The organism is Kitasatospora purpeofusca, assembly GCF_042691725.1.
GTDB classification, from domain to species: domain Bacteria; phylum Actinomycetota; class Actinomycetes; order Streptomycetales; family Streptomycetaceae; genus Kitasatospora; species Kitasatospora purpeofusca_B.
In genome coordinates this window covers 1,842,675-1,867,342 of record NZ_CP170483.1, presented here as the reverse complement: position 1 = coordinate 1,867,342, position 24,668 = coordinate 1,842,675, and the positions used below count along the sequence as shown (strand labels likewise).

The 24,668-nt window shown below is 75.3% G+C and carries 24 protein-coding genes and 1 pseudogene; 18 read left to right on the top strand and 7 right to left on the bottom strand.

Annotation, left to right across the window (positions count from 1 at the left end):
• The first annotated feature begins 9 nt into the window (after window positions 1-9).
• From ACFCLZ_RS07425 to ACFCLZ_RS07375, 11 genes are all read left to right on the top strand, one after another.
• Window positions 10-225 carry a cold-shock protein gene (locus ACFCLZ_RS07425; protein ID WP_380283963.1) on the top strand — a complete coding sequence of 72 codons (216 nt, stop codon included), beginning with the start codon at window positions 10-12 and terminating at the stop codon, window positions 223-225.
• A gap of 183 nt (window positions 226-408) precedes the next feature.
• Window positions 409-1,038, top strand: coding sequence for an ArsR/SmtB family transcription factor (locus tag ACFCLZ_RS07420; protein WP_380283961.1), 630 nt, complete (start codon window positions 409-411; stop codon window positions 1,036-1,038).
• Window positions 1,035-1,772, top strand: coding sequence for an SRPBCC domain-containing protein (locus ACFCLZ_RS07415; protein ID WP_380283960.1), 738 nt, complete (start codon window positions 1,035-1,037; stop codon window positions 1,770-1,772). The genes ACFCLZ_RS07420 and ACFCLZ_RS07415 overlap by 4 nt, the downstream gene beginning before the upstream one ends.
• A 57-nt stretch (window positions 1,773-1,829) precedes the next feature.
• A complete protein-coding gene (locus ACFCLZ_RS07410; protein WP_380283959.1) occupies window positions 1,830-2,402 on the top strand; it encodes a dihydrofolate reductase family protein in 573 nt (190 codons plus the stop codon).
• 154 nt (window positions 2,403-2,556) lie between these two features.
• On the top strand, window positions 2,557-3,075 hold the full coding sequence (locus tag ACFCLZ_RS07405) for a GNAT family N-acetyltransferase (protein ID WP_380283958.1): 519 nt from the start codon (window positions 2,557-2,559) through the stop codon (window positions 3,073-3,075).
• 81 nt (window positions 3,076-3,156) lie between these two features.
• Window positions 3,157-3,459 (top strand): DUF1905 domain-containing protein, encoded by a 303-nt coding sequence (locus ACFCLZ_RS07400; RefSeq protein ID WP_380283957.1) that lies wholly within the window; start codon window positions 3,157-3,159, stop codon window positions 3,457-3,459.
• Between the two features lie 254 nt (window positions 3,460-3,713).
• Window positions 3,714-4,679: a CPBP family intramembrane glutamic endopeptidase gene (locus ACFCLZ_RS07395; RefSeq protein WP_380283956.1), complete on the top strand. Its 966-nt coding sequence runs from the start codon at window positions 3,714-3,716 to the stop codon at window positions 4,677-4,679.
• 22 nt (window positions 4,680-4,701) lie between these two features.
• On the top strand, window positions 4,702-6,039 hold the full coding sequence (locus ACFCLZ_RS07390) for a sensor histidine kinase (protein ID WP_380283955.1): 1,338 nt from the start codon (window positions 4,702-4,704) through the stop codon (window positions 6,037-6,039).
• Window positions 5,991-6,635, top strand: coding sequence for a response regulator (locus ACFCLZ_RS07385; protein ID WP_380286101.1), 645 nt, complete (start codon window positions 5,991-5,993; stop codon window positions 6,633-6,635). Before ACFCLZ_RS07390 ends, ACFCLZ_RS07385 begins: the two co-directional genes overlap by 49 nt.
• 63 nt (window positions 6,636-6,698) lie before the next feature.
• On the top strand, window positions 6,699-7,637 hold the full coding sequence (locus ACFCLZ_RS07380) for an NAD(P)-dependent oxidoreductase (RefSeq protein WP_380283954.1): 939 nt from the start codon (window positions 6,699-6,701) through the stop codon (window positions 7,635-7,637).
• 5 nt (window positions 7,638-7,642) lie between these two features.
• A complete protein-coding gene (locus tag ACFCLZ_RS07375) occupies window positions 7,643-8,071 on the top strand; it encodes a PPOX class F420-dependent oxidoreductase (RefSeq protein WP_380283953.1) in 429 nt (142 codons plus the stop codon).
• Window positions 8,072-8,787: 716 nt separating this feature from the next.
• Here the strand turns inward: ACFCLZ_RS07375 and ACFCLZ_RS07370 are convergent.
• Window positions 8,788-9,414 carry a GNAT family N-acetyltransferase gene (locus ACFCLZ_RS07370; protein ID WP_380283952.1) on the bottom strand — a complete coding sequence of 209 codons (627 nt, stop codon included), beginning with the start codon at window positions 9,412-9,414 and terminating at the stop codon, window positions 8,788-8,790.
• A 95-nt stretch (window positions 9,415-9,509) separates the two neighbouring features.
• Here ACFCLZ_RS07370 and ACFCLZ_RS07365 point away from each other — a divergent pair, with 95 nt between their 5' ends.
• On the top strand, window positions 9,510-10,838 hold the full coding sequence (locus tag ACFCLZ_RS07365; RefSeq protein WP_380283951.1) for a DUF418 domain-containing protein: 1,329 nt from the start codon (window positions 9,510-9,512) through the stop codon (window positions 10,836-10,838).
• On the opposite strand, the gene ACFCLZ_RS07360 is transcribed toward ACFCLZ_RS07365, so the two are convergent.
• Entirely contained in the window at window positions 10,831-11,436 is a 606-nt protein-coding gene (locus ACFCLZ_RS07360; protein WP_380283950.1) for a disulfide bond formation protein DsbA, read from the bottom strand. The genes ACFCLZ_RS07365 and ACFCLZ_RS07360 overlap by 8 nt on opposite strands.
• A 320-nt stretch (window positions 11,437-11,756) precedes the next feature.
• Here ACFCLZ_RS07360 and ACFCLZ_RS07355 point away from each other — a divergent pair, with 320 nt between their 5' ends.
• A complete protein-coding gene (locus ACFCLZ_RS07355; RefSeq protein WP_380283948.1) occupies window positions 11,757-12,551 on the top strand; it encodes a metal-dependent hydrolase in 795 nt (264 codons plus the stop codon).
• 103 nt (window positions 12,552-12,654) lie between these two features.
• Here the strand turns inward: ACFCLZ_RS07355 and ACFCLZ_RS07350 are convergent, their stop codons facing one another.
• Both ACFCLZ_RS07350 and ACFCLZ_RS07345 read right to left on the bottom strand, forming a co-directional pair.
• Entirely contained in the window at window positions 12,655-13,650 is a 996-nt protein-coding gene (locus ACFCLZ_RS07350) for a hypothetical protein (protein WP_380283947.1), read from the bottom strand.
• Between the two features lie 98 nt (window positions 13,651-13,748).
• Window positions 13,749-14,030 carry a metal-sensitive transcriptional regulator gene (locus tag ACFCLZ_RS07345; protein WP_376097686.1) on the bottom strand — a complete coding sequence of 94 codons (282 nt, stop codon included), beginning with the start codon at window positions 14,028-14,030 and terminating at the stop codon, window positions 13,749-13,751.
• 180 nt (window positions 14,031-14,210) lie between these two features.
• On the opposite strand from ACFCLZ_RS07345, the gene ACFCLZ_RS07340 reads away from it, so the two are divergent.
• From ACFCLZ_RS07340 to ACFCLZ_RS07325, 4 genes are all read left to right on the top strand, one after another.
• On the top strand, window positions 14,211-14,498 hold the full coding sequence (locus ACFCLZ_RS07340; protein WP_380283946.1) for a heavy-metal-associated domain-containing protein: 288 nt from the start codon (window positions 14,211-14,213) through the stop codon (window positions 14,496-14,498).
• 133 nt (window positions 14,499-14,631) lie between these two features.
• Complete coding sequence (locus ACFCLZ_RS07335; RefSeq protein WP_380283945.1) at window positions 14,632-16,881, top strand: heavy metal translocating P-type ATPase; 2,250 nt, start codon at window positions 14,632-14,634, stop codon at window positions 16,879-16,881.
• A gap of 315 nt (window positions 16,882-17,196) precedes the next feature.
• Complete coding sequence (locus ACFCLZ_RS07330; RefSeq protein ID WP_380286100.1) at window positions 17,197-19,098, top strand: amino acid transporter; 1,902 nt, start codon at window positions 17,197-17,199, stop codon at window positions 19,096-19,098.
• Between the two features lie 75 nt (window positions 19,099-19,173).
• Window positions 19,174-20,487 (top strand): M64 family metallopeptidase, encoded by a 1,314-nt coding sequence (locus ACFCLZ_RS07325; protein WP_380283944.1) that lies wholly within the window; start codon window positions 19,174-19,176, stop codon window positions 20,485-20,487.
• 332 nt (window positions 20,488-20,819) lie between these two features.
• On the opposite strand, the gene ACFCLZ_RS07320 is transcribed toward ACFCLZ_RS07325, so the two are convergent.
• From ACFCLZ_RS07320 to ACFCLZ_RS07310, 3 genes and pseudogenes are all read right to left on the bottom strand, one after another.
• Window positions 20,820-21,638, bottom strand: a complete 819-nt coding sequence (locus tag ACFCLZ_RS07320) for a GNAT family N-acetyltransferase (protein ID WP_380283943.1) — start codon at window positions 21,636-21,638, stop codon at window positions 20,820-20,822.
• 9 nt (window positions 21,639-21,647) lie between these two features.
• On the bottom strand, window positions 21,648-22,487 hold the full coding sequence (locus ACFCLZ_RS07315; protein ID WP_380283942.1) for a helix-turn-helix transcriptional regulator: 840 nt from the start codon (window positions 22,485-22,487) through the stop codon (window positions 21,648-21,650).
• 38 nt (window positions 22,488-22,525) lie between these two features.
• Window positions 22,526-23,429: pseudogene (locus tag ACFCLZ_RS07310) on the bottom strand (ABC transporter substrate-binding protein).
• A 208-nt stretch (window positions 23,430-23,637) separates the two neighbouring features.
• On the opposite strand from ACFCLZ_RS07310, the gene ACFCLZ_RS07305 reads away from it, so the two are divergent.
• Window positions 23,638-24,636: an MBL fold metallo-hydrolase gene (locus ACFCLZ_RS07305; protein WP_380283941.1), complete on the top strand. Its 999-nt coding sequence runs from the start codon at window positions 23,638-23,640 to the stop codon at window positions 24,634-24,636.
• The last annotated feature ends 32 nt before the right edge of the window (window positions 24,637-24,668 follow it).

The following is a 24,668-nucleotide window of genomic DNA, read 5'->3' as shown; positions in this document are numbered from 1 at the left end:
GGAGAAGACATGGCCGAGCGCCAGAACGGCACCGTGAAGTGGTTCAACGACGAGAAGGGCTACGGCTTCATCACCCCGGAGTCCGGCCCTGACCTGTTCGTGCACTTCAGGGCGATCGAAGGGAACGGCTTCAAGTCCCTCGTCGAGGGCCAGAAGGTGACGTTCGAGGCGGTCCAGGGCCAGAAGGGGATGCAGGCCGACAAGGTCCAGGTCGTCGGAGGCTAGGACCGGACCGGGACGGACCGCGACCGGGGCTCACGCACACGCGTGGGCCCCGGTCAGTCGTTTCGCCCGCCCCCGGGAGGCGTCGACGGCACCGGAGGCGCAGCACTGACCGAGGGCGACGCGGGGCTCGCCGACAAGTCTTCTTTCCTTGACAAATTTTCTTGTCGGCAGCACTCTGGAGACGTGCTGGACGTCGCTGTGATCGAAGAACCCGCCGCGGCCGAGGCGTCCCTGGACCCCATCCGGTCCCGGATCCTCGCCGCCCTGGCCGAGCCCGGCTCGGCGGCCATGCTGGCCGGCCGGCTGGGCCTGCCCCGGCAGAAGGTCAACTACCACCTGAAGGAGCTGGAGCGGCACGGACTGGTCGAACTCGCCGAGGAACGGCGTAAGGGCAACGTCACCGAACGGGTGTACCGGGCCACCGCCGCCTCCTACGTGATCTCGCCCGCCGTGCTGGGCGCCGTGAGCCCGGACCCGTCCCGCTCGCCCGACCAGCTTTCCGCCCGGTGGCTGCTGGCGCTGGGCTCCCGGCTGGTGCAGGAGGTGGGCACGCTGCTCACCGGCGGCGCCCGGGCCCGGCGGCGGGTCGCCACCTTCGGCATCGACGCGCAGGTGCGGTTCGCCTCCGCCGCCGACCGCACCGCCTTCGCCGACGAGCTCGCCCAGGCGGTGGCCGTCCTGGTCAGCCGCTACCACGACGAGTCGGCCCCCGCCGGCCGCACCCACCGGGTGGTCGCCGGGCTCCACCAGATCCCCGCGACGGCCCCCGGCGCGGACACCGCCCCCGAGTCAGGACCGGAGAACGCCCGATGACCCACCCGTTCGAGATCGAGCTGGAGACCGTCCTGCCGGCGAGCCCGGACGACGTCTGGGAGGCGATCGCCACCGGCCCCGGCCTGGACTCCTGGTTCATGGGCCGCAACGAGCTGGATCCGCGCGAGGGCGGCACCGCCGCCATGGAGATCGGCGGCCACCGCGAGGACGCGGTGATCACCGCCTACGAGCCCGGCAAGCGCCTGGCCACCCGCACCGCCACCGCCGAGAACGGCCGCTTCATGGCCTTCGAGTACCTCATCGAGGGCCGCGAGGGCGCCGCCACCGTGCTCCGGGTCGTCCACAGCGGCCTGCTCGGCGACGACTGGGAGGACGAGTACGACGCGCTGCGCCGCGGCTGGCCGTTCCACCTGCACACCCTGCGCGAGTACCTCGCCCACTTCCCGGGCCGCACCGGCACCCCGGTCTTCGCCGTCGGCCCGGTGCCCGGGCGGCCGGCGGAGGAGCTCCGCGCGGTCCTGGCCCGCGCCCTCGCCCTGCCGCAGCCGCCCGCCGTCGGCGCGCGGCTGCACGCCGAGCCGGCCGGCCTGCCGCCGCTGGAGGGCGAGGTGGTCTGGGCGGACGGCGAGCGCTTCGCCCTGCGCACCGCCGACGGCCTCTACACCTTCCACCACAGCACCGGCCTGGTCCTGATGTTCCACCACCTCTTCGGCCCCCACCCGGAGGCCGCCGAGCCCGCCTGGCAGCAGTGGCTGACCGGCGTCCTCGCCTGATCCCGAACAGCACCGCACCGCACCCCACCGCACCCCACAGCTCACCGAGGAACCACCATGCGCACCCTGATCAGCACCGCGTTCATCTCCCTCGACGGCGTCGTCGAGGCCCCCGGCGGTGAACCCGGCTACCGCAACTCCGGCTGGACCTTCAAGGACATCGAGTTCGTCCCCGAGGCCTACGAGATCAAGGGCCGGGAGCAGGAGGAGGCCACCGCCGTGCTGCTGGGCCGGGTCAGCTACCAGGCCTTCAGCCCGGTGTGGCCGGACATGGCGGAGTTCGGCCGCTACAAGGAGCTGCCGAAGTACGTCGTCTCCACCACCCTCACCGAGGACGACCTGGTGGCGAACTGGGGCGAGACCACCATCCTGCGCTCGCTCGACGAGGTCGCCGCCCTGAAGCGGACCGAGGGCGGCCCGATCATCGTCCACGGCAGCGCGTCCCTCAACCGGGCCCTCTCCGACGCCGGCCTCGTCGACCGCTACCACCTGCTCGTCTACCCGCTGCTGCTCGGCGCGGGCAAGCGCCTGTTCAGCGGCACGGACAAGGACGCCCAGAAGCTGAAGCTGGTCGAGCACGCGGTCTACTCCAACGGCCTGCAGAAGCAGGTCTTCGACGTGGTCCGCTGACGCCGGCTCCGGTTCGGCCGCCCGCCGCCTCCCGAAGTGCCCGCCGCCTCCCGGAGCGTCACCGCTCCCGGAGGCCCCGGGCGTCCCGGGGTCTCCGGCCGGAGGGTACCCCCGCCCCGTTTTCGACGGGCGCGCCGGGTGGCAGCATGCGGGGATGACTGATCATCAGAACATCGTCGTGCCCTTGGAGAACTACGACCTGGCCGAGATCTTCGGGGACACCCAGGACGCGTTCGGGGTCGCCGCGTTGGGCTTCACCTGGCGGCCCAAGGAGCACCACTTCGGGATCCGCGCGGAACCGGGCGGCCGGGTCGTCGCGCACGCCGGGCTGGTGGTCCTGTCGCTGTCGGCGGGCGGTCGGCGCACGGACGTCGTCGGGCTGGGCGGCGTGGCCGTCGTCGCCGACCGCCGCGGGCAGGGCCTCGCCCGCGCGGTGGTGGAGGGCGCGCTGGCCGGCGCCCGCACCCTGGGGCCGCAGCTGGCGATCCTCTTCTGCCGCCCGGATGTGGCCGGCCTCTACGCGCGCCTCGGCTGGCAACCGTTGGAGGGGCCCGTCGAGGTCGACCAGCCCGCCGGGCCGGTGGTGATGCCGCTGCGCACGATGTGGTTCCCGCTGCACGAGGGCGCGCAGGGTCCCGTGGGCGCCGTGCGGCTGCACTCCCTGCCGATGTGAACGCGGGCTGCCGATGCGAGCGCACGCGCCCCGGGGCGCGCGGACGGCCGGGTTGTCGGTGGCGCGTGCGATGCTGGGTCTGTGGTGTTCGATTTTGAGGCCGAGCTCTGGATCTGGGACGCGCGGCGCGACGACAGTTGGACCTTCGTCAGCCTGCCGGTCGAGGCGTCCGAGGAGATCCGCGACGTGGCCGCCGGGCCGCGCCGCGGCTTCGGCTCGCTGCGGGTGCGGGTCACGCTCGGTGACAGCGCCTGGCAGACGTCGATCTTCCCGGACAGCACCCGCGGCTGCTACGTCCTGCCGGTCAAGCGGGCCGTCCGCAAGGCCGAGGACCTCGAACCCGGCGACCTCGCCGCCGTCACCGTCGAACTCATCGACCTCTGAACGACCGGCCCGCCGCAGCACCCGCCGGTACCGGTACGTCCCGTGGATCGGCCGGTGGCCCAGGGCCCCGTTGACGCTCCGCAGGGCGGAGTTGCCCCTCTCCATGCCAGGACGGAAACGCTCGCCGAGCGATGAGTCGGGTATAGCTAGCTGTACCCCGCTTGGGCAGCTACCCGTAATGGCCCGGGGCCCGTGGACCGGAAGAGTCGACGCCGAAGGAAGCACGCGATCGAGCGGACCGGAAGGCGGACGACATGCGGGTACGGGGAGAACGGGAACAGCGCGCGGCGTGGAAGGCGGAGGCGGCGGTGTTCCTCGCCGTCGCGTTCCCGGCGGCCGGGGCGCTGGGCGCGCTCCAGCCGGCGACCGGGATCCCGGAGGAGGTGCTCCAGCTCACCCAGTTCGGCCCGGCCGCCGGGGTGCTGGTGGCGGCCTTGGTGTGGCCGGAGCGGATCCGGGGGCGGCTGTCCGGCACGGGCACCGGTGCGCGGGCCGCCCGAAGGGACACCGCCTGGGCCGAGACCGCCCGACCCGACACCGCCCGAAGGGACACCGCCTGGGCCGACACCGCCTGGGCGGGCCCGGGCCGGGCCGGGCGGCTGCTGCTGCTCACCGCGCCGCTCGTCATCGCCCTGGCCGCCGGGGCCTACGCGCTGCTCGACGGCGACGCCAGGTTGACCGACCCCCGCTCCCTCGCCCACCCGTTCACGCTGATCGTGCTGGCCCAGCTGGTCGGGGCGTGCGGCGAGGAGATCGGCTGGCGGTGCTTCCTCCAGCCGCTGCTGCGCACCCGCCTCGGACCCCTCGCCGCCTCGGTCGTGGTGGGCCTGCTCTGGGGCGGCTGGCATGTGCAGGTGTTCGCGCAGCGGCCCGCGTACGCGGCCGGGTTCCTGCTGGCCGCGGTGGCGATGTCGGTCGTCCTCGGGCTGGCGCTGGAGGGCGTGCGGGCGAACCGGCTGCTGCTCGCCGGCGGCTTCCACACCCTGATCAACCTCGGGATGCTGCTGACGATGGACGAGGAGGACGGCACGGTGCTGCCCATGGTGCTGTTCGGCGCCGCGTGCCTGCTGGCGGCGGTGCCGTGGGTGCTGCGGGCCCGGCGGCGCGGTGCGCCGGACGGTGCGCCGGACGGGGCGGCGGACGGCGCCCGACCGCACCGGGGCGAGGCGCTACCGGTCGTGCCGGATAGGATCCCGGCGGCGCGGCACGGGGCGCGCTGAGGTGACGGAGCGGCGGGCGGGCATGACGGCGGGTCGGGGCGGGACGGCAGGGGCCGGCGCGGAGGCGGTGCCCACGGCGCGCGCCCAACTGCGGGCGCTGGCCCGCTGTCAGCGGCTCTCGCTGTACTCCTTCGCGGTGAGCGCGGTCGGCGCGCTGGTGGTGGGGGCGCTGATGCTGCTCCCGATCGGGGTGGGCCGGCCGTTGCTGCCGGGCGCGGCGGAGGCGCTGCGCCGGCTGTCCGACCGCTACCGCTGCTGGACGGAGCGCTGGACGGGAACCAGGATCAGCCCGCCCGAGCCCCTGCCGCCCGCGGAGGGCCCGCGGCGTCGGCGGGCCGTGCGCATCCTCGGCGACGACGGCTTCTGGCGGGACCTCAGGTGGTCGTGGCTGGAGCCGTGGACCGGCGGGCTGCTGGTCGCGGTGCCGCTCTGGCTCGTCGGGTTCGGGCTGTTCGGCGCGGTCGTCCAGCCCTTCGTCTGGCCGTGGCTCGGCCCCAGCAACTGGTACGCCTTCGTGCTCGTCGACTCCACCGCCTCGATGCTCGCCGCCGCCGTGCTCGGCCTGCTGTTCGTCGGGGCGGGCCTGCGGCTGGCGCCCACCGCGCTGGAGCTGCACGCCCGCTGGAGCGGCCGGGCGCTCGCCGCGCCGTACACCACCGAACTGGTCCGGCGGATCGAGCACCTGACCGACACCCGCGCCGAGGCGCTGGACGCCCGGGCGGACGAACTGCGGCGCATCGAACGGGACCTGCACGACGGCGCGCAGGCCCGGCTGGTCGCCGTCGGCATGGCGCTGGACGAGGCGACCCGGCTGCTGGACACCGATCCGGGCGGCGCCCGGAAACTCCTGCGGGAGGTGCGGGCCGGCTCGGCGCGGGCGCTCCAGGACCTCCGCGACCTGGTCCACGGCATCCACCCGCCGATCCTCACCGACCGCGGCCTCGGCGACGCCGTCCGCTCCCTCGCGCTGGACAGCTTCCTCGACGTGCACGTCACGGCCGATCTGCCGGGGCGCCTCCCGGCGCCGGTCGAGACCGCCGCCTACTTCGCCGTCGCCGAGCTGCTCGCCAACGCGGCCAAGCACTCGGGCGGCCGCGAGGTGACGGTCCGCCTGGCGCACGCGGACGGCACGCTGCGCGTCGTCGTCGCGGACGACGGCCACGGCGGCGCCCGCCCGGAGGGGGGCACCGGCCTGCGCGGTGTGGTGCGCAGGCTGAGTACCGTCGACGGAACACTCGCCCTGGACAGCCCGCCGGGCGGCCCGACCACCGTGACCCTGGAGATACCGTGCGAGCCCCCCTGCGAGATCCCCTGCGCGTCGTCCTCGCCGAAGACCTCTTCCTCCTCCGGGACGGCCTGATCCGTACGCTCCAGGAGCACGGCTGCGACGTGGTCGCCGCCGTCGACAACGGACCGGCCCTCCTGCGCGCGCTGCGCGAGCAGGAGCCGGACGTCGCCGTGGTCGACATCCGGCTGCCGCCGAGCTTCACCGACGAGGGCCTGCGCGCGACCCTGGAGGCGCGCCGGTCGCGCCCCGGCCTGCCGGTGCTGATCCTCTCCCAGTACGTCGACCAGCTCTACGCGCAGGAGCTGCTGGCCGGCGGTCAGGGCGCGATCGGCTACCTGCTCAAGGACCGGGTCACCCACACCGCGCAGTTCGTGGACGCGGTGCGGACCGTCGCGGGCGGCGGCACGGTGATGGACCCGCAGGTGATCGCCAAGCTGCTGGCCCGCAGCGACGCCCGCGGCAACACCGCCGAGCTGACCCCGCGCGAGCACGAGGTGCTGCGGCTGATGGCCGAGGGCCGCTCCAACGCCGCGATCATGCACACCCTGCACATCGGCGAGAGCGCCGTCGCCAAGCACACCGCGAGCATCTTCGGCAAGCTGCGGATCGAGGCCTCCGCCGACGACAACCGCCGCGTCCTCGCCGTCCTCGCCTACCTCAAGCGCTGATCCGGCGTCAGTTTCCGTTCGCCGCTTGACCTTCACACCGGTGTGAAGGCCGAGGATGGCGCCATGATCGACGATCGGAACGGATCAGCGAAAGACGTTCCCGTGGCCGTCCTCGGCCTCGGGCTGATGGGGCGGGCGCTGGCGGGGGCGTTCCTGCGCGCCGGGCACCCCACCACGGTGTGGAACCGCACCCCCGGCAAGGCCGACGAGCTCGCCGCCGCAGGGGCCCGCCCCGCCGCGACGCCCGAGGAGGCGGTGGGCGCCGCCGGCCTGGTGGTGGTGTGCGTCTTTGACCACACCGCCGTCCGCGCGCTGCTCGACCGGCTCGACGCCGCCGACCGGGGCCTGCTCGCCGGCCGCGTCCTGGTCGACCTGACCTCCGGCACCGCCGCCGGGGCCCGGGAGCACGCCGCCCGGGTGGCCGCCGCGGGCGGCGGGTACCTGGACGGCGCGATCCTGGCCGTGCCGCCGGCCATCGGCACGCCCGAGGCCGTGGTGCTGTACAGCGGCGCCCAGGCCGACTTCGAGCGCCACGCGCCCGCGCTGCGCAGCCTCGCCCCGGACGCCACCACCCACCTGGGCGAGGACCACGGTCTGTCCGCGCTGCACGACGCCGCCGTGCTCGGGCTGATGTGGAGCGTCCTGAACGGCTTCCTGCACGGCGCCGCGCTGCTCGGCGCGGCGGGTGCGGACGCGGCGGCCTTCGCCCCGCTCGCTGCCCGCTCGACCGTGACGGTGGCCGGCTGGCTGGCCGACTACGCCCGCCAGATCGACGCCGGCGCCTACCCGGCCGACGACGCCACCCTGGAGACCCACGCCGCCGCGATGGACCACCTCGCCGAGGAGAGCGCGGCCCTCGGCGTGAGCACCGAACTCCCCGACCTGGTCCGGGCGCTGGCCGGGCGGGCACTGGCGGCCGGGCGGGGCGGCGAGAGCTACGCGGCGCTGATCGAGCAGTTCCGCCGACCTGCGCCGCCCGCCGGTCCGGACGGCGGAGAATGACCGCCATGACGACGACCTTCGATCCCCGCACCCTGCTCGCCGAGAGCCGCCTCGGCGTGCTGGCCACGCTCAAGTCCGACGGGCGGCCCCAGCTCTCGCCCGTGATGCCGTTCTACGACCGGGCCGCCGAGCGGCTCTACGTCTCGATGGCGGAGGGCCGCGCCAAGACGGCCAACCTGCGCCGCGACCCGCGCGCCGCCCTGGAGGTCACCCGCGCCGACGGGTGGGCCTGGGCCACCGCCGAGGGCACGGTCACCCTGGTCGGCCCGTCGGCCGACCCCGCCGGGCCGGAGGTGGCGGCCCTGGTCGACTACTACCGGCGCGCCGCCGGCGAGCACCCGGACTGGGACGAGTACCGGGCCGCCATGGTCGCCGAGCGGCGCGTCCTCATGGTCCTCGCCGTCGAGCACGTCTACGGCGCGCAGTCGGGCTGACCCATCCCCGGGCCGCGCCTCTGGCGCCCGGGCGCGGCGCTCGGGGCCGGTCGGCCGCAGGGGTCGGCGTAGGGCCGAGTCGGAGAAGGTGTTCTCCCACTCGGCCCGGGCGTAGCGGACCGCGCGGACCGCGCAGAGGCCCCGGTGGAGCCGGTCGAAGTCCGCCGGCACCAGGAGGCTCTCGGCGCCCAGCAGGGCCGGCGGGCTCGACGGGACCCGGAGCAGCAGCCCGCCGTCGCCCGGCCGGAAGCCCGCCGGGGTGAGGCCGGAGCGGTCGAGGCGGGTCTGCGCGATCAGCTCGGCGCTCCCGGCCGGGGCGCCGTCGGCCGGGAGTCGCCGGGCCGACGGCCGGCGAGGTCACCCGGCTCGGCCCGCCCGGCAGGGCGTACCGCTTGCCGGGGCGGTCCAGCCGGGGGAGGAACGGCTGCCCGAGGTCGGAGAGCGCGGCGATCGTCCGGTCGCCGACGCGGCGCGCCGTGTCGCCGAGCCGGGGGCCGGCGGCGAGCCGGGTGGCCTCGCCGTCCGCTCCCGGCATCGCGCCGACGGGGGCGGCGGGCCGTTTCCCTCGGCGTCGGAGCGGCGGACGGTGACGGTCTGCCGCTCCCCGCCGGCAGTTCGCCCGGGCCCGTGCGCCCCGCTTCCGGCCCGGCAGGGCGCCGACCGTCTTGACGGCCGTGCGACGCGGCGCCCGCCGGCCGGCGGCCCCTTACGTCCGGTCAGGCGCGGGCGTCGGCCGGGGTGACCGGGCGGTGCATCGTCGTGACGGCGCCGAAGCCCAGCAGCGTGCGCAGGTAGGGGGTCCGCTCGGTGCGGGCGGCGGTGAAGCCGTGCCGCTCGTAGAGGGCGCGGGCGCGCGGGTTGACGTCGATGACGTCGAGCCGGACGCGGTGGCAGCCGTGCTCGGCGGCGACCGCCGTGACCTCGGTGAGCAGCCGTCCGCCGATGCCCAGGCCGCGCCGCCCGGCGTCCACGGCGATGCCGTCCATCACCAGCTCGCCCGGTTCGGGGGTGCGCTCGAAGAGGGCGAGGACGGCGAGCCGGGGCAGGCTGCGGAACAGGCCGTAGGCGGCCAGCACGTCCCCGACGTCGCCGCCGGTCAGGCCGCGCCCGCCGAGCTGGTAGCCCGCCACGCCGACGACCTCCCCGCCGTGCACCGCGACGATGCCGCGGTCGTGGTGGAGGTGTTCGGCGATGAAGGCGCGCCCGGAGTCGGGCGGGTCGAGCGCCGGGCCGAGTTTGCGGCCGAACGCCTCCCAGTACAGCGCGGCGACCCGCGCCTCGGCCCCGGTCGGCACCGCGCGCAGCAGCGTCGGTCCGCCGTTCCCGTCCGTGGTTCCCCTCATGGTGCGCCCCTCTCGCTCGAACTTGCGTGATCGATCCTATAACGTTCATGCTCAGAACGAGCGTTTGCATCGCGATAGTTTCTGGAGGGGATTCCATGGAGCAGACCCGACCCGCCGCGACCACCGCCGCCCCGGACCGGGAGAGGGCCGGTCCGGGGCGGCTCGCGGACGTCGACGCGCTGCGCGGATTCGCGCTGTTCGGCATCCTGACCGTCAACATCACCTACCTCGCCTCCGCCTTCCACGGCACCGGCGTCGACGAGCCCGGCTTCGGCTCGCCGCTCGACACCGGCGTGCGGGCCGTGGTGGCGCTGCTGTTCGAGGCCAAGTTCTTCCTGCTGTTCTCGTTCCTCTTCGGCTACAGCTTCACCCTGCAACTGGACTCCGCCGAACGGCGCGGAGCCCGCTTCACCCCGCGCTTCCTGCGGCGCCTGGCCGGGCTGTTCGTGCTCGGGGGGCTGCACGCCGTGCTGCTCTTCCCCGGCGACATCCTCACCACCTACGCGGTGCTCGGGCTGATCCTGCTGGCGCTGCACCGGATCCGGCCGCGCACCGCCGTGCGCACGGCCGTCGTGCTGTTCACGGTGACCTGCGCCGCCTACCTGCTGCTCGCCCTGGCCCTGCGCGGTGCCGACGGCGGGGACCCGGCCGTCGCCGCGGCCGACGCGCAGCGGGCCACCGAGGCCCTGCGCGGCGGCTTCGGGTCGGTGGTCGGGGCCCATCTCGACCAGCTGCCGAGCGTGGTGTTCCTGCTGGTGTTCTTCCAGGCCCCGGCGGCCCTCGCGGCCTTCCTGCTCGGGCTGGCGGCCGGCCGGCACCGGGCGCTGAGCGACCTCGCCCGGCACGACCGGACGCTGCGCCGGCTGCAGGCCGTGGGCTTCCCGCTGGGGCTGCTCGGCGCGGGCGTCTACACCTGGTCGGCGCTCGGACACCCCGGCCCCTCGGTCCAGGTGTTCGCGCTCGGGGTGGACGTGGTCACCGCGCCGCTGCTGGCCGCGGCGTACGCGGCCACCGTGCTGCGCCTCGCGCGCGGGCGGCACGGCCGGCGGCTGGTGGCGGTGCTGGCGCCGCCCGGGCGGATGACCCTGACCAACTACCTGACGCAGTCGCTGGTCTGCGTGCTCGTGTTCACCGGGGTGGGGGCCGGGCTGGTCGGGCGGGTGGCGCCGGCCGGGGTGGCGGCGATCGGCGTCGCCCTGTTCGCGGCGCAGGCGGTGTGCTGCCGCTGGTGGCTGGCCCGGCACCCGTACGGGCCGGTGGAGTGGCTGCTGCGCGCGCTCACCACGCTGTCGTGGCCGCGCTGGCGCGGCGCGGCGGAGGCCGGCACCGTGGAGGCCGGCACCGTGGCGGGCGGCGCGGTGCGGGCCGGCGCGGCGGAGGCCGGGCGGGCGACGGCGCCCGGCCCCCGGGGGCCGCTCAGCTGAAGTCCAGCGACCCCGTCCGGGTGCGCTTGAGTTCGAAGAACGCCGGGTTCCCGGCGAGCAGCCGGACGCCGTCGAAGACCCGGACGGCCTCCTCCCCGCGCGGGATCGCGTTGAGCACCGGCCCGAAGAACGCGGTGCCGTCGACGTGGATGGTCGGGGTGCCGACCTCCTCGCCGACCGGGTCCATGCCCGCGTGGTGGCTGCGGCGCAGCGCCTCGTCCCACTCGGTGGCGTGCGCGGCCTCCGCCAGCTCCTCCGGGAGGCCGGTCTCGGCCAGCGCCTCCCGGACGAGCTTGTCGTCCGCCTCGCGGTCCTCGATGTGCAGCCGGGTGCCGAGCGCGGTGTAGAGGTCGCGCAGCACCTCGACGCCGTGCTGTTCGGCGGCGGCGGTGCAGACCCGGACCGGGCCCCAGCCGGTGGCGAGCAGTTGCCGGTAGCGCTCGGGCAGGCCCTCGCGGCCCTCGTTGAGGACCGACAGGCTCATCACCCGGAAGGTGAGGTCGAGGTCCCGGTGCTTCTCGACCTCCAGGATCCAGCGGGAGGTGATCCAGGCGAACGGGCAGACGGGGTCGAAGTAGAAGTCCACGGTGTTGGTCACCCGGTCGAGCGTAGGGGCCCGGCGGACCGCCGGGAAGGGCCGGTCCGGCGGGGATTCCCCGGACCACTTGCCGGAACGGCCCGCCGGGCGCACGCCCGGGGCACCCGCGACGCGCCCGGGCCGCGAAACCATCCTCAGGGGTGACGCTGCGTCAGCGTGCCTGCTCGGCGGCCTCCCCCTCGCCGCTGAATCCCATCCGCCATTCGGGTGAATTCGCGGCTTCCGATGTTTTCGATCATGGGCGACTATGCTGCCGCCGGGTCAGGCCCTCGCGAAGCCCTCGCGATGGGCGGTTCGGGACGAGGGCGGGAGCCGAGAAGATGATGGGACCGGCGCATTCGCTGTCCGGCGCGGCGGCGTGGCTGGGCGTGGGGGCGATCGCGGAGGCCATGGGTGAACCGATGCCCTGGCCGGTGCTGCTGACGGGGGCGCTGATCTGCGCGGGCGCCGCGCTCGCGCCGGACCTCGACCACAAGGCGGCGACCATATCCCGGGCGTTCGGCCCGGTGTCGCGCATCCTCTGCGAGGTGATCGACAACCTCTCCTACGCCGTCTACAAGGCGACCCGCAGCAGGCACGACCCGCGCCGCTCCGGCGGCCACCGCACGCTGACCCACACCTGGGTCTGGGCGGTGCTGTGCGGCGCGGGCGCGTCGGCCGTCACCGTGTACGGCGGACGGTGGGGCGTGCTGGTGGTGCTCTTCGTGCACATGGTGCTGGCCATCGAGGGCCTGCTGTGGCGCCAGGCCCGGGTCTCCAGCGACGTACTGGTCTGGCTGCTCGGCGCGGCCGGCACCTGGGTGATCACCGGGGTGCTGGACAAGCCCGGCAACGGCGCGCTCTGGCTGTTCGACCAGCCGGGGCAGGAGTACCTGTGGATCGGCCTGCCGATCACCCTCGGCGCGCTGGTGCACTGCCTGGGCGACGCGCTGACCGTCTCTGGCTGCCCCGTGCTGTGGCCGATCCCGATCGGCCGCAGGCGCTGGTACCCGATCGGGCCGCCGAAGGGGATGCGGTTCCGGGCCGGCAGCTGGGTGGAGCTGAAGGTGCTGATGCCGGTGTTCATGGGCGCCGGCGGTCTGTGCGCGGTGGGTGCGCTCGGCTACTTCGGCTGAGCGGGCCGCCGTGCGGTGACTCGCGAACGGGCCCCGCACCGGAGGGTTTCCTCCGGTGCGGGGCCTTCTGCGTGTCCGGTGCGGGGTCAGTGCCGGTGCGGGGTCAGTGCCGGTGTCCCGCGGCGTCGTGACCGGCGGTCGCGGTGGTCGGTGCGGGCGCCTCCGGGGCGGGCGCCGGTGCGCCGCCGACGGGGAGGGTGAAGGCGGCGGTGTGCACGGTGCCCTCGTGCCGGAAGTCCAGGAACAGCCGGTACTCGCCGCCGCTGGGCGCCGTGGTGGTGAAGGTGATCGCCGGACCGCCGGCCGTGGCGGCGCCCTCGGGCAGTTGGCCGTCGGGGTGGACGTGCAGGTAGGCGAGGTCGCCGGCGCGCAGCGCGACCAGGTGGCCGGCCGCGCCGAGGTACGGCTGGAGGTCGGTGACGGGCCGGCCGTCCCGGCCGACGCTCAGCGTCAGCCGCCCGGCCCGGCCCGGGGTGAGCTCGCCGTCCAGGGTCACCGTGTAGCCGTCGACGGTGACGGTCCGTCCGGTGCCGGGCAGCGGTGCCGGGCGCAGCTCGCCGGCGGCGTGCAGGTCGGCGCCCAGGGTCAGGCCCTCGGCGTCGGCGGCCGGGGTGAAGTCGGCGAACACCCGGTAATCCCCGGCGGCCGGCAGGGCGACGGGCGCGCTCCAGGTGCCGTCGGCGGCGCGGACGGGGTGCAGGTGCTGGAAGGTGGCGAGGTCGCGCGGGGCGACGATCAGGTGCAGGTCCTTCTCGTGCGCCGGGCGGTAGTCGGTGACCGGCCGACCGTCGGCGCCGAGGATGCGGAACCGCAGCTCGGTCGGGGCGCCGGCGGTGACGAAGGGGTTCTCCAGGGCGAGCGTGTAGCCGCGCTCCGAGACCTGCAGACCGCCCGGACGCTGCTCGGCGGCTGCGGCTGCGGCTGCGGCTGCGGCTGCCGCGTCCGTGGCGGCGGGGGCCGGTGTGTGCCCGGCGTGCGCGGCACTCGCGGGGCGCGGGTCGGGCGTGCCGTCGCCGGTGAGGTGGCCGACGCCGTACGCGGCGCCGAAGGCGGTGGTCACTCCGGTGGCGAAGGCGGCGATCTTCAGGGCGGTGTTCATGGCGGACTCCTTGCGGCGCGGGCATGGGCGGGGGCGCGGGTGTGGCTTCGGACGGGGGTGCGGGCGGGGGCGGTGGACAGGGCGGGCCCGGGTGCGCCTCAGGCCCGCATCAGGCGGGCGATCGCCTGCGAGGCCTCGGTGACCTTGGCGTCCGCGTCGGCGCCGCCCTTGGCGATGGCGTCCTGGACGCAGTGGCCGAGGTGGTCGTCGAGCAGCTGGAGCGCGACCGACTGGAGCGCCTTGGTGACGGCCGAGATCTGGGTGAGCACCTCGATGCAGTAGCTGTCCGTGTCGACCATCCGCTGCAGTCCGCGGATCTGGCCCTCGACCCGGCGCAGCCTGCGCTGCACCTGGTCCTTCTCGTGGTGGTAGCCGGTCATGGGGGATCTCCCGGGATCGTCGAGCTGGTCCTCCGACGCCCTCGATTAGATACCCCTAGGGGGTATAGAGTCAAGGAGGGGCCGCGAGGGCCGAGGGGTTGCACGGCATACCCCCCAGGGGTATAAAGGAGCCATCGCCGAGCGATACCCCCACCGGGTACGACGGCCCCGATCGACCTCATGGAGGAACCCATGTCCTGCTGCTCCACCGACGGCACCTGCTCCACCGGCGCGACCGCCACCGTCGACCCCGCCGCCGTCACGACCGTCTACGCCGTCGCCGGGATGACCTGCGGCCACTGCGAGCAGGCCGTCACCAGGGCGGTCTCCGCCCTCCCCGGCGTCACCGCCGTGCGCGTCGACGTCGCGGCCGGCCTGGTCACCGTCTCCGCCGGCACGGAGCTGGGCGAGGCGGCCCTGGCCGCCGCCGTCGACGACGCCGGCTACGCGCTCACCGGCCGGGCCTGACCGCCCGGCGGGCCCGGGGCCCGGCCTCCGGCCGGAGCCGCCCCTCTCCGAACCCCCTGGGGGTATCGGGCCCCGGACCTGAACCCGCCCCACCCGTCCCACCCGCCCCACCGACGACCCACGAGGAGCCCAGATGACCACCCAGGCACCCGCCTCCACCGAGGTGGAACTCCAGATCGGCGGCATGACCTGCGCCTCGTGCGCCGCCCGGATCGAGAAGAAGCTCAACCGCATGGACGGTGTCACCGCCACCGTCAACTACGCCACCGAGAAGGCCAGGGTGAGCGTCACCGGCGCCGTCGAGGTCGCCGACCTCATCGCCACCGTCGAGGCCACCGGCTACACCGCCGCCGTGCCCCGCCCCGCCACCCCCGAGCCCGCCGGCGCGGACGGCGGCGCCGAACCCGCCGACGAGCTCGCCCCGCTGCGCCAACGGCTGATCACCGCGCTCGCCCTGGCCGTCCCCGTCATCGCGATGGCGATGGTCCCCGCCCTCCAGTTCGACAACTGGCAGTGGCTCTCGCTCACCCTCGCCGCCCCCGTCGTCACCTACGCGGCCTGGCCCTTCCACAAGGCCGCCTGGACCAACGCCCGGCACGGCGCCGCGACCATGGACACCCTGGTCTCGCTCGGCACCGGCGCCGCCTTCCTCTGGTCGCTCTGGGCGCTGTTCCTCGGCCACGCCGGGATGCCCGGCATGCGGCACGGCTTCGAGTTCACCATCGCCCGCAGCGACGGCTCGTCCAACATCTACCTGGAGGCCGCCGCCGGCGTCACCGCCTTCATCCTGGCCGGGCGCTACTTCGAGGCCCGCTCCAAGCGCACCGCGGGCGCCGCGCTCAAGGCGCTGCTGCACCTCGGCGCCAAGGACGTCACCGTCCTGCGCGGCGGCACCGAGGTCCGCGTCCCGGTCGGCGAGCTGACCGTCGGCGAGCTGTTCGTGGTCCGCCCCGGCGAGAAGATCGCCACCGACGGCGTGGTGGTCGAGGGCGCCTCGGCCGTCGACGCCTCGATGCTCACCGGCGAGTCCGTGCCCGTCGAGGTCGGCGTCGGGGACGCCGTCACCGGCGCCACCGTCAACGCCGGCGGCCGCCTGGTCGTCCGGGCCGCCCGGGTCGGCGCCGACACCCAGCTCGCCCGGATGGCCAAGCTCGTCGAGGACGCCCAGAGCGGCAAGGCCGCCGCCCAGCGGCTCGCCGACCGGATCTCCGCCGTCTTCGTGCCGGTCGTCATCACCCTGGCCCTGGCCACCCTCGGGTACTGGCTCGGCACCGGCGAGGGCTGGACCGCCGCCTTCACCGCCGCCGTCGCCGTGCTGATCATCGCCTGCCCGTGCGCCCTGGGCCTGGCCACCCCGACCGCGCTGCTCGTCGGCACCGGGCGCGGCGCCCAGCTCGGCATCCTCATCAAGGGCCCCGAGGTACTGGAGAACACCCGCCGCGTCGACACCGTGGTCCTGGACAAGACCGGCACCGTCACCACCGGCCGGATGACCCTGCTCGCCGTGCGCACCGCCGAGGGCGTCAGCGAGGAGGAGGCGCTGCGCCTGGCCGGCGCCGTCGAACACGCCTCCGAGCACCCGATCGCCGCCGCCGTCGCCGCCGCGGCCGCCGAGAGGCTCGGCGCCCTGCCCGCCGTCGAGGGCTTCGAGAACGTCCCCGGCCTGGGCGTCCAGGGCGTCGTGGACGGCCACGCCGTGGTCGCCGGCCGGGAAGCCCTGCTCGCCGCGTGGTCGCAGCACCTGCCCGCCGCGCTCGCCGAGGCCAAGCGGGCCGCCGAGGCCGCCGGCCGCACCGCCGTCGCGGTCGGCTGGGACGGCGAGGCGCGGGCCGTGCTGGAGGTCGCCGACGCGGTCAAGCCCACCAGCGCCGAGGCCATCGCCGAACTGCGCGCCCTCGGCCTGCGCCCGGTGCTGCTCACCGGGGACAACCGGCTGGTCGCCCAGGCCGTCGCCGCCGAGGTCGGCATCCCGGCCGAGGACGTGATCGCCGAGGTGCTGCCGCAGGACAAGGTCGCGGTGGTCCAGCGGTTGCAGGGCGAGGGCAAGGTCGTCGCGATGGTCGGCGACGGCGTCAACGACGCCGCCGCGCTCGCCCGGGCCGACCTCGGCCTCGCCATGGGGACCGGCACCGACGCCGCCATCGAGGCCGCCGACCTCACCCTCGTCCGCGGCGACCTGCGCTCGGCCGCCGACGCCATCCGGCTCTCCCGCAGGACCCTCGGCACCATCAAGGGCAACCTGTTCTGGGCCTTCGGCTACAACGTCGCCGCCCTGCCGCTGGCCGCCGCCGGGCTGCTCAACCCGATGATCGCCGGTGCGGCGATGGCCTTCTCCTCGGTCTTCGTGGTCGGCAACAGCCTCCGGCTGCGCACCTTCCGCTGACCGTCCGTCCGCCGATCACGGGAGCCCCCGGAACCGCCCGGGGGCTCCCGCACGTGCGGCCCGCCCCGCCCGCGCCGCGTCCCGCACTGGCCCGATGAGGGGACACCGCCGAGGCGTTCCCGCAGGTCGGCGGCCCGGTCGCATAGCCTGTCGCCCTGCCGTCGGCCGGACGGCTTCGGGGCCGTGGACAAGGGGTGCAGGGTGGCTTCCTCGGGTGCGGACGGCGCGGGCGGCTCGTACGGCCCGGGCGGCGGGACGCCGGTCCCCGGCTCGGTCGGCGGGGGCACCCCGCGCGAACGGCGGTTCCGCGCCTGGCTGCTGGAAGGCCTCTCCGACATGGCCAAGCAGCACCCCGGCCCGCACGCCCAGGCCCCCGCCGAACGGGGCCGCCCCTGGTGGCGGGTGATGTGCCTGACCGGCCTCGACTACTTCTCCACCCTCGGCTACCAACCCGGCATCGCCGCCCTCGCGGCCGGTCTGCTCTCCCCGGTGGCCACCGTGGTGCTCGTCGTGGTCACCCTCTGCGGCGCCCTGCCCGTCTACCGCCGGGTGGCCGTGGAGAGCCCGCACGGTCAGGGCTCGATCGCGATGCTGGAACGCCTGCTCTCGTTCTGGAAGGGCAAGCTCTTCGTCCTCGCCCTGCTCGGCTTCGCCGCCACCGACTTCATGATCACCATCACCCTGTCCGCGGCCGACGCCACCGCCCACCTGGTCGAGAACCCCCACCTGAACAGCGCCCTGACCGGCCATCAGGTCCTCATCACCCTGGTGCTGGTAGCCCTGCTCGGCGCCGTCTTCCTCAAGGGCTTCAGTGAGGCGATCGGGCTGGCGGTCGTCCTGGTCGCGGTCTACCTCTCGCTGAACGTGGTGGTCGTCGTCACCGGCTTCTACCACGTCCTCAAGTCCCCGCACGTGGTCGGCGACTGGGCGGACGCGCTCACCGCCGAGCACGGCAACGTCGTCGCGATGGTCGGCGTCGCCCTGGTGACCTTCCCCAAGCTGGCGCTCGGCCTCTCCGGCTTCGAGACCGGCGTCGCCGTCATGCCGCTCATCGAGGGCGACCCGGACGACACCGAGGAACGCCCCACCGGCCGGATCCGCGGCGCCCGCAAGCTGCTCACCACCGCCGCCCTGATCATGAGCGTCTTCCTGATCACCACCAGCTTCATCACCACCCTGCTGATCCCCAAGGAGGCCTTCGAGAAGGGCGGCCAGGCCAACGGCCGGGCGCTCGCCTACCTGGCCCACGAGTACCTGGGCAACACCTTCGGCAGCGTCTACGACCTCTCCACCATCGCCATCCTCTGGTTCGCCGGCGCCTCCGCGATGGCCGGCCTGCTCAACCTGCTGCCGCGCTACCTGCCCCGCTACGGCATGGCCCCGCACTGGGCGAAGGCGGTGCGGCCGATGGTCATCGTGCTCACCCTGATCGCCTTCCTGGTCACCTGGATCTTCGACGCCAGTGTGGACGCCCAGGGCGGCGCCTACGCCACCGGCGTCCTGGTGCTGATCAGCTCCGCCGCCATCGCCGTCACCATCGCGGCCCGCGCCGCCCGCCAGCGCGGCTGGACCATCGGCTTCGCGGTCATCGCGGCCGTCTTCGTCTACACCACGGCCCTCAACATCGCCGAGCGGCCGGACGGCGTGAAGATCGGCGCCTGCTTCATCGCGGCCATCATGCTCGTCTCCTTCCTCTCCCGCCTCAAGCGCGCCTTCGAACTGCGGGTCACCGACGTCGTGTTCGACCAGTCCGCCGAGCGCTTCGTGCGCGACTACACCCACCGGCCGCTGCGGCTGATCGCCAACGAGGCGAAGAGCCGCGACCTCGCCGAGTACCAGGAGAAGAAGCACCAGATCCGCGCCGACAACGACATCCCCGCCGAGGACGACCTGGTCTTCGTCGAGGTGACGGTCCGCGACCCGTCCGAGTTCGAGGCGGTGCTCACCGTGCACGGCGAGGTCCTGCACGACCGCTACCGGGTGCTCAGCCTGGAGAGCTCCAGCGTGCCCAACGCCCTCGCCGCCCTGCTCCTCACCGTCCGCGACCGCACCGGCCAGCAGCCGCACATCTACTTCGAGTGGACCGAGGGCAACCCGTTCGCCCAGTTCCTGCGCTTCTTCCTGTTCGGGCAGGGTGAGGTCGCGCCCGTCACCCGCGAGGTCCTGCGCGAGGCCGAGCCGGACCCGGCCCACCGCCCTCGCGTGCACGTCGGGTGAGGGGTTGTGCCGATGGGTCGTCAGATGCCTACCATGGCGTACCCATCGGCCCCACCCCGCAGAGGAGCAACACCCGTGCGCCATCGCAGGTTCGGCTCGATCGCCCTGACCGGCGCCCTCGCGCTCGTCGCCCTCGGCAGCGCCCCCGCCGTCGCGTCCGCCGCCGGGCCCTCGCCGTCGGGTGGCGCCCGGCACGGCGTCGAGGTGTTCGGCGAGGACGGCTCGATCGGCCGGGCCACCGTGCCCGCCGCCTCCCCGTACCTGGCCGCCGGCCGGCCCGGGCTCGCACCCGCCGCCGGGGACGGCGAGGTCACCACGGTGCTGCGCAACGGCGAGCCGGCGGGCAAGGTCGACGTCGTCGTCATCGGCGACGGCTACACCGCCGACGAGCAGGAGAAGTTCCGCGCCGACGCCGCCGCCAAGTGGCAGGAGCTGAGCGCCGTCGAGCCCTACGCCGCCTACCGCGGCCTGTTCAACGTCTGGGCGGTCGCCACCGTCTCCGCCGAGTCCGGCATCACCGGCGACCCGAACCGCACCACCGTCCGCACCACCGCCCTCGGCTCCTACTTCTGGTGCGACGACATCGAGCGCCTGCTCTGCGTCGACACCAAGGCCGTCGAGACCTACGCCGCCAAGGCCCCGCAGGCCGACCTCGTCCTCGTCGTCGCCAACACCGCCAAGTACGGCGGCGCCGGTTACAACGTCGCCTCCCCGCTCGGCTACGACGGCATCGCCACCGTGGCGGGCGGCAACCCGAGGGCCGGCCAGATCGCCGTGCACGAGACCGGCCACTCGCTCGGCAAGCTCGCCGACGAGTACTTCTACGACGGCGACGACGTCTACCCGGCCGAGCTGGGCGAGCCGGACGAGCCCAACATCAGCCTGTCCACCGCCGACCGGCTGGCCCGCGACCACACCAAGTGGTACCTGTGGCTCGGCCGGACCTCGCCCGACGGGGGAGTGGTCGGCGGCTACGAGGGCGGCGGCTACTACCCCAAGGGGCTGTACCGGCCCACCGAGAACTCGGTGATGCGCTCGCTGGGGCGGGAGTTCAACCTGCCCGGGCGGGAGGCGATGATCGCCGGGTTCTACCGGCACGCCGTCCCGCTCACCAGCCCCACCCCGGCCGGCACCCCGCTCACCCGCGCCGACCGGCTCACCGTCGACCTCCCGGTGGCCGGCACCGTCCTCACCTGGTCGGTGGACGGGCGCGAACTCCCGCAACTGCGCGGCCGCACGGAGGTCAACCTGGCCACCGTCCCCCTCCCCGGCCCCCGCGGCCGCGTCCACACCCTCACCGCCACCGCCACCGACCCCACCCCCGCCGTCCTCGACCCCGCCCTCCGCCCCCGCCTGACCGCCACCCTCTCCTGGCCCGCCACCCGCTGACCCGCCCCGGCGTGGAAAGTCGGCGGGTCCGACTTTCTGCGCCGGGGGCGAGGCTTCGCTCCGGCTGTGTTCGGCTGACGGGTGCGTGCCGCTGGGCGTGGCGGGAGTGGGAAGTCGGCGGGTCCGACTTTCTGCGCCGGGCCGGGCATCGCCGTCCTTGCGCGTGGCCACAGCCGCCCTCCTCACCCACTCCCCGGACTCGCCCCGGCGTGGGAAGTCGGCGGGTCCGACTTCCCCGCCGGGGGGCGAGGCTTTGCTCCGGCCGTGTTCGGCTGACGGGTGCGTGCCGCTGGGCGTGGGAAGTTGGCGGGTCCGACTTTCTGGGCTGGGGGTCAGGTCGCCGTGAGGACCGCCTCGTCGTACGGGGTGACGGTGGTGAAGCCGAGGCGGTGGTAGAGGGCGAGGGCGGTGGGGTGGTCGGCGCGGACGTTCAGGCCGATGTGGTCGGCGCCGCCCTCCGCGAGGAGTTCGCAGAGGCGGGCCGTGCAGGCGGCGGCGAGGCCGCGGCCGCGGGCCTCCGGGTGGGTGGTGACGTTGCCGATCACCGCCACCCGCCGTTCGGGGGAGGACACGTGCACGCCGGCCGTGGCGATCAGCCGGCCCGCGTCGTCCCGGACCCCGACGTACGGGCCGGCGGTCAGCATCCGCTCGTCGAACCAGTTGCCCGGGTACCCGGCGGCGAACAGGGCGAGCAGGTCCGGCAGGTCCGCCGCGCCGAGCGGCGCGACCGGCGCGGCGCCGGGCCCGAGGTGGGGCGCGAGGGCGGTGCGGTCGGTGAGCGCCATCCGCAGCATCGCCGTCCGGTGCTCGGCGCGGTAGTCCGGTGCCAGGGCGTCCACCCCGCCGGCGGTGAGGTGGGCGAGCAGGCGCCGGGGCAGGACCTGGCACATCGCCCGCAGCAGCCCGGCCAGCTCGCCGGCGCGCTCGGGCCTGGCCAGACCCAGCAGCGTGGGCACCTCCCCGACCGCGTACAGCAGCGCCACCGGGCCGTCCGCCGAGGCGGTGTACCAGGCGGTGTGCGACCAGAACGGCTCGTCCAGATCGCCGAGTTCGAAGAGATGCAGCTCCGGGTCGCGGCCGAACCGGTCGGCGAGCGCCGTGCGGTCGTGCAGGCTGGTCAGCGGGGCGGAGGGGGAGGCAGCGGAGGGCATCCGCCGAGCCTACGCCCGCCCGCCGGGCCCCCGGCCGGCCGGGCCGAGGAGCGCGCGCAGCCGGCCGGGCGGCAGGCCGGCGGTCCGATGCACCACCCGGGTCAGATGCGCCTGGTCGCTGAACCCCAACTCCTGCGCCAGCGCGGCGAGTCGCGTCTCACCTTCGGTCAGCCGCTCCAGCGCGAGGGTGACCCGCAGCCGGTTGCGGTAGCGGGCGATCCCCTCGCCGGTCGCGGCCCGGAAGATCCGGCTCAGGTGGTGCGGCGAACAGCCGACCGCCCGCCCGAGCTCGTCCAGCCCGAGGCCGAGGTCGGCCGCCAGCGCCGCTCGTGCGGCGTCCACCAGCCGTCGGCGCTCGGTGTCCCGGACCGGACGGCCGCTCTCGACCCTGGCCGCCGGGGCCAGCGCCGACAGCACCTCGCCCGCCAACGCCAGGGCGCGTTCGGCCAGTTCGAAGGCATCCGCCCCGTCGCGCGCCCGGGCGGCCAGCAGCCGGTGGGCCACCGCCATCCGGGGCGTGGTGAACACCAGCCCCTGCGGCACCTCCGGATCGCCGCCCAGCAGGTCGGCCACCTGGGGTTCGGAGAGCACCAGCTCGGTGTAGCGGTCGCCGCCGCACGGGTGCGCGAACTGCTGCTCGCAGCCCATCCGTTCGACGTACACGCAGGCCGGGTCCAGGACCTGCTCGAGCCCGTCGGCCCGCCCCCGGAACATCCCGCGCCGCACCAGCACCAGCCCGAACACCGGCGCCGGCCGCAGCTCCGTCCACCCGTGCGGCGGGTCCTGGCAGGACACGTCGGCGAGGAACAGGTCGTCGCCGTTCAACAGGCACGCGCGCTCCACCGGCATGCCCGCACCCTACCCGCTGCCGCAGGCTGCCGCTCCTTTCAACCGGTGTGCAGGGGAGGGAAGTTGCCGAGGTCCGCCGGATCCCGGTCGGCGACTTGGACGGGCGGCCGGGCCCACGGCCGGACGCCGGTGGCGGACGCCGGTGGCGGACGCCGGTGCCCGGCGCACGGGAGAACCGGGTCCGCCCCCGGGCGCCCTCCACCGCGACGCGCTCCCGGTCCGCGCCTCCGGAGCGCAGCGGCTCCGCGAGGACGGCGACCGTGCCGTATCCCTTGTAGGCGACGAAGGACGGCGCCTCGGCCAGCCGCTCGCGCCGGGCCGCCCCGACGCGCGCGCCGAGCGGCCAGAGGAGTTCGGGCAGATACCGCAGAAACGGGATCGCGGCGCCGTCACCGCCCAGCAGCGTCCGCCGGCCGGCGAACCCCGGCTGACCGGCCGGGGCGCCGGGCAGCAGGAGCAGGGCGGTCGCGCGGCTGTCGACGAGCCCGACGACGCTGCCGCCGCGCGGAGCGAGGTGGTTGCGCAGGACCGGTGTCCCGGATGCCCGGTAGACGCTGAGCTCGGCCGCCACGGCGATCCGGGGGTGGCCCGCGCCGAGAAGGAAGCCCCGAAGATCCGCCGGCCGTGGGACTGCGCCGGCGCGAGGCGCGCGACCAGGGCGGTCGGCCGGTCGGTGAGGGTGTCCAGGGCCGCCGAGGAGCAGAGGTACGGCAGCCCGAGAGCGGCCACACCCAGGCCGGCCAGGTCGTCGACGACGGCCGCGGCCCGCTGCGGGTCGGCCGCGGTGTCCCGCACCACCAAGCCGACCGGTCGTCCGGCGATCCCGCCGGCCCCGTTCACGTTCTCCACGGCCAGTTCGAGTCCGGCGAGCAGATGCCCGCCCGCCTCGACCCAGCCGGGCCCGGACCGCAGGGTGCCGGGGCCCGTGATCATGCCGGACATGGCAGCCACGACCGCCGCCGGGAGGCAAGCGGCTACCGGCGGCTTGCCCGGGCGGGGGCGGATCGCGCAAGAAACGACAAGCCGCGGGCGCGGGCACGGCGGGAAGGTGGAGACGGCCGGCGCCCCGGACGGGGGTCGGGGCGCCGGCCCGGTCCGTCGGCCCCCGTGCTGCCCGTACCCCGCCCGAGGAGTCCCGATGAGAGTCCCGATGAACGATCCGACCGCCCCTTCCGCCCCTTCCGCCGCGCCCGGTCGGCGCCGGGTGCTGCGCGGGGCGCTCGCCCTCGCCGGCACGGTGGCGCTCCGGCCGTCGGCCGCCGCGACGCCCGCCGCCGCAGCGCCGGCCGCCGCAGCGCCGACCGGGTCCGCCATCGCCGTGCGGCGGTTCGGCCGCTACGAGGTACTGGCGCTGCTCGACGCGCACGGCCCCTTCCCGGGGACCCGGCAGGCCGCCTTCCCCGACGCGACGGCCGCCGACTGGGAGCGCGCCCGGCGGCTGGACCCGGCGGCGTTCGGCCCGGGCGACACCTGGGAGCCGGACTTCCGCTGCCACGCCGTCCGCCGCCCCGGCGGCCGGGTCACCCTGGTGGACACCGGTATCGGCCCGGTCGGCAGCCCGGCCTCCGGCTGGGCACCCGTCCCCGGCAGGCTGCCCGCGGTGCTCGCGCGGGCCGGGATCTCCCCGGCGGACGTCGAGGCGGTGGTCCTGACCCATCTGCACGAGGACCACTACGGCTGGTCGGTCACCCCCGAGGGCGTGCCGGTGTTCCCGAACGCCCGCTACCTGGTCCAGCGCACAGAGGTCGCGGCGCTGGGGCCGACCCGCACGGCGCGCACCTACGTCGTCGAACCGCTGCTCCGCGCCGGGCGGTTGACCGAGGTCGACGGCCGGACGGTGCTCGCCGGCCCGGCCGGCCCCGGGGGCGCGGTCACCCTGCTGCCGACCCCCGGGCACACGCCGGGCCACCAGTCGGTGCTGGTCGAGGGCGGCGGCGACCGGCTGCTGGTCACCGGGGACGTGCTGGTGCACGCCGTCCAGCTGGTCTCGCCCGCCGTGCGCTACGCCTACGAGGCCGATCCCGCGACGGCCCGCCGCAGCCGCGAGCAGCTCCTCGACGACGCCCGCCGCACAAGGGCGGTGCTCGCCACCGCCCACCTCAACCGGCCCTTCGTACGGCCGTGGGCCGTGGAGGTGGCCACGGGCTGACGCCCGCCGGGGTCCGCCGAGGTCGGGGCCGG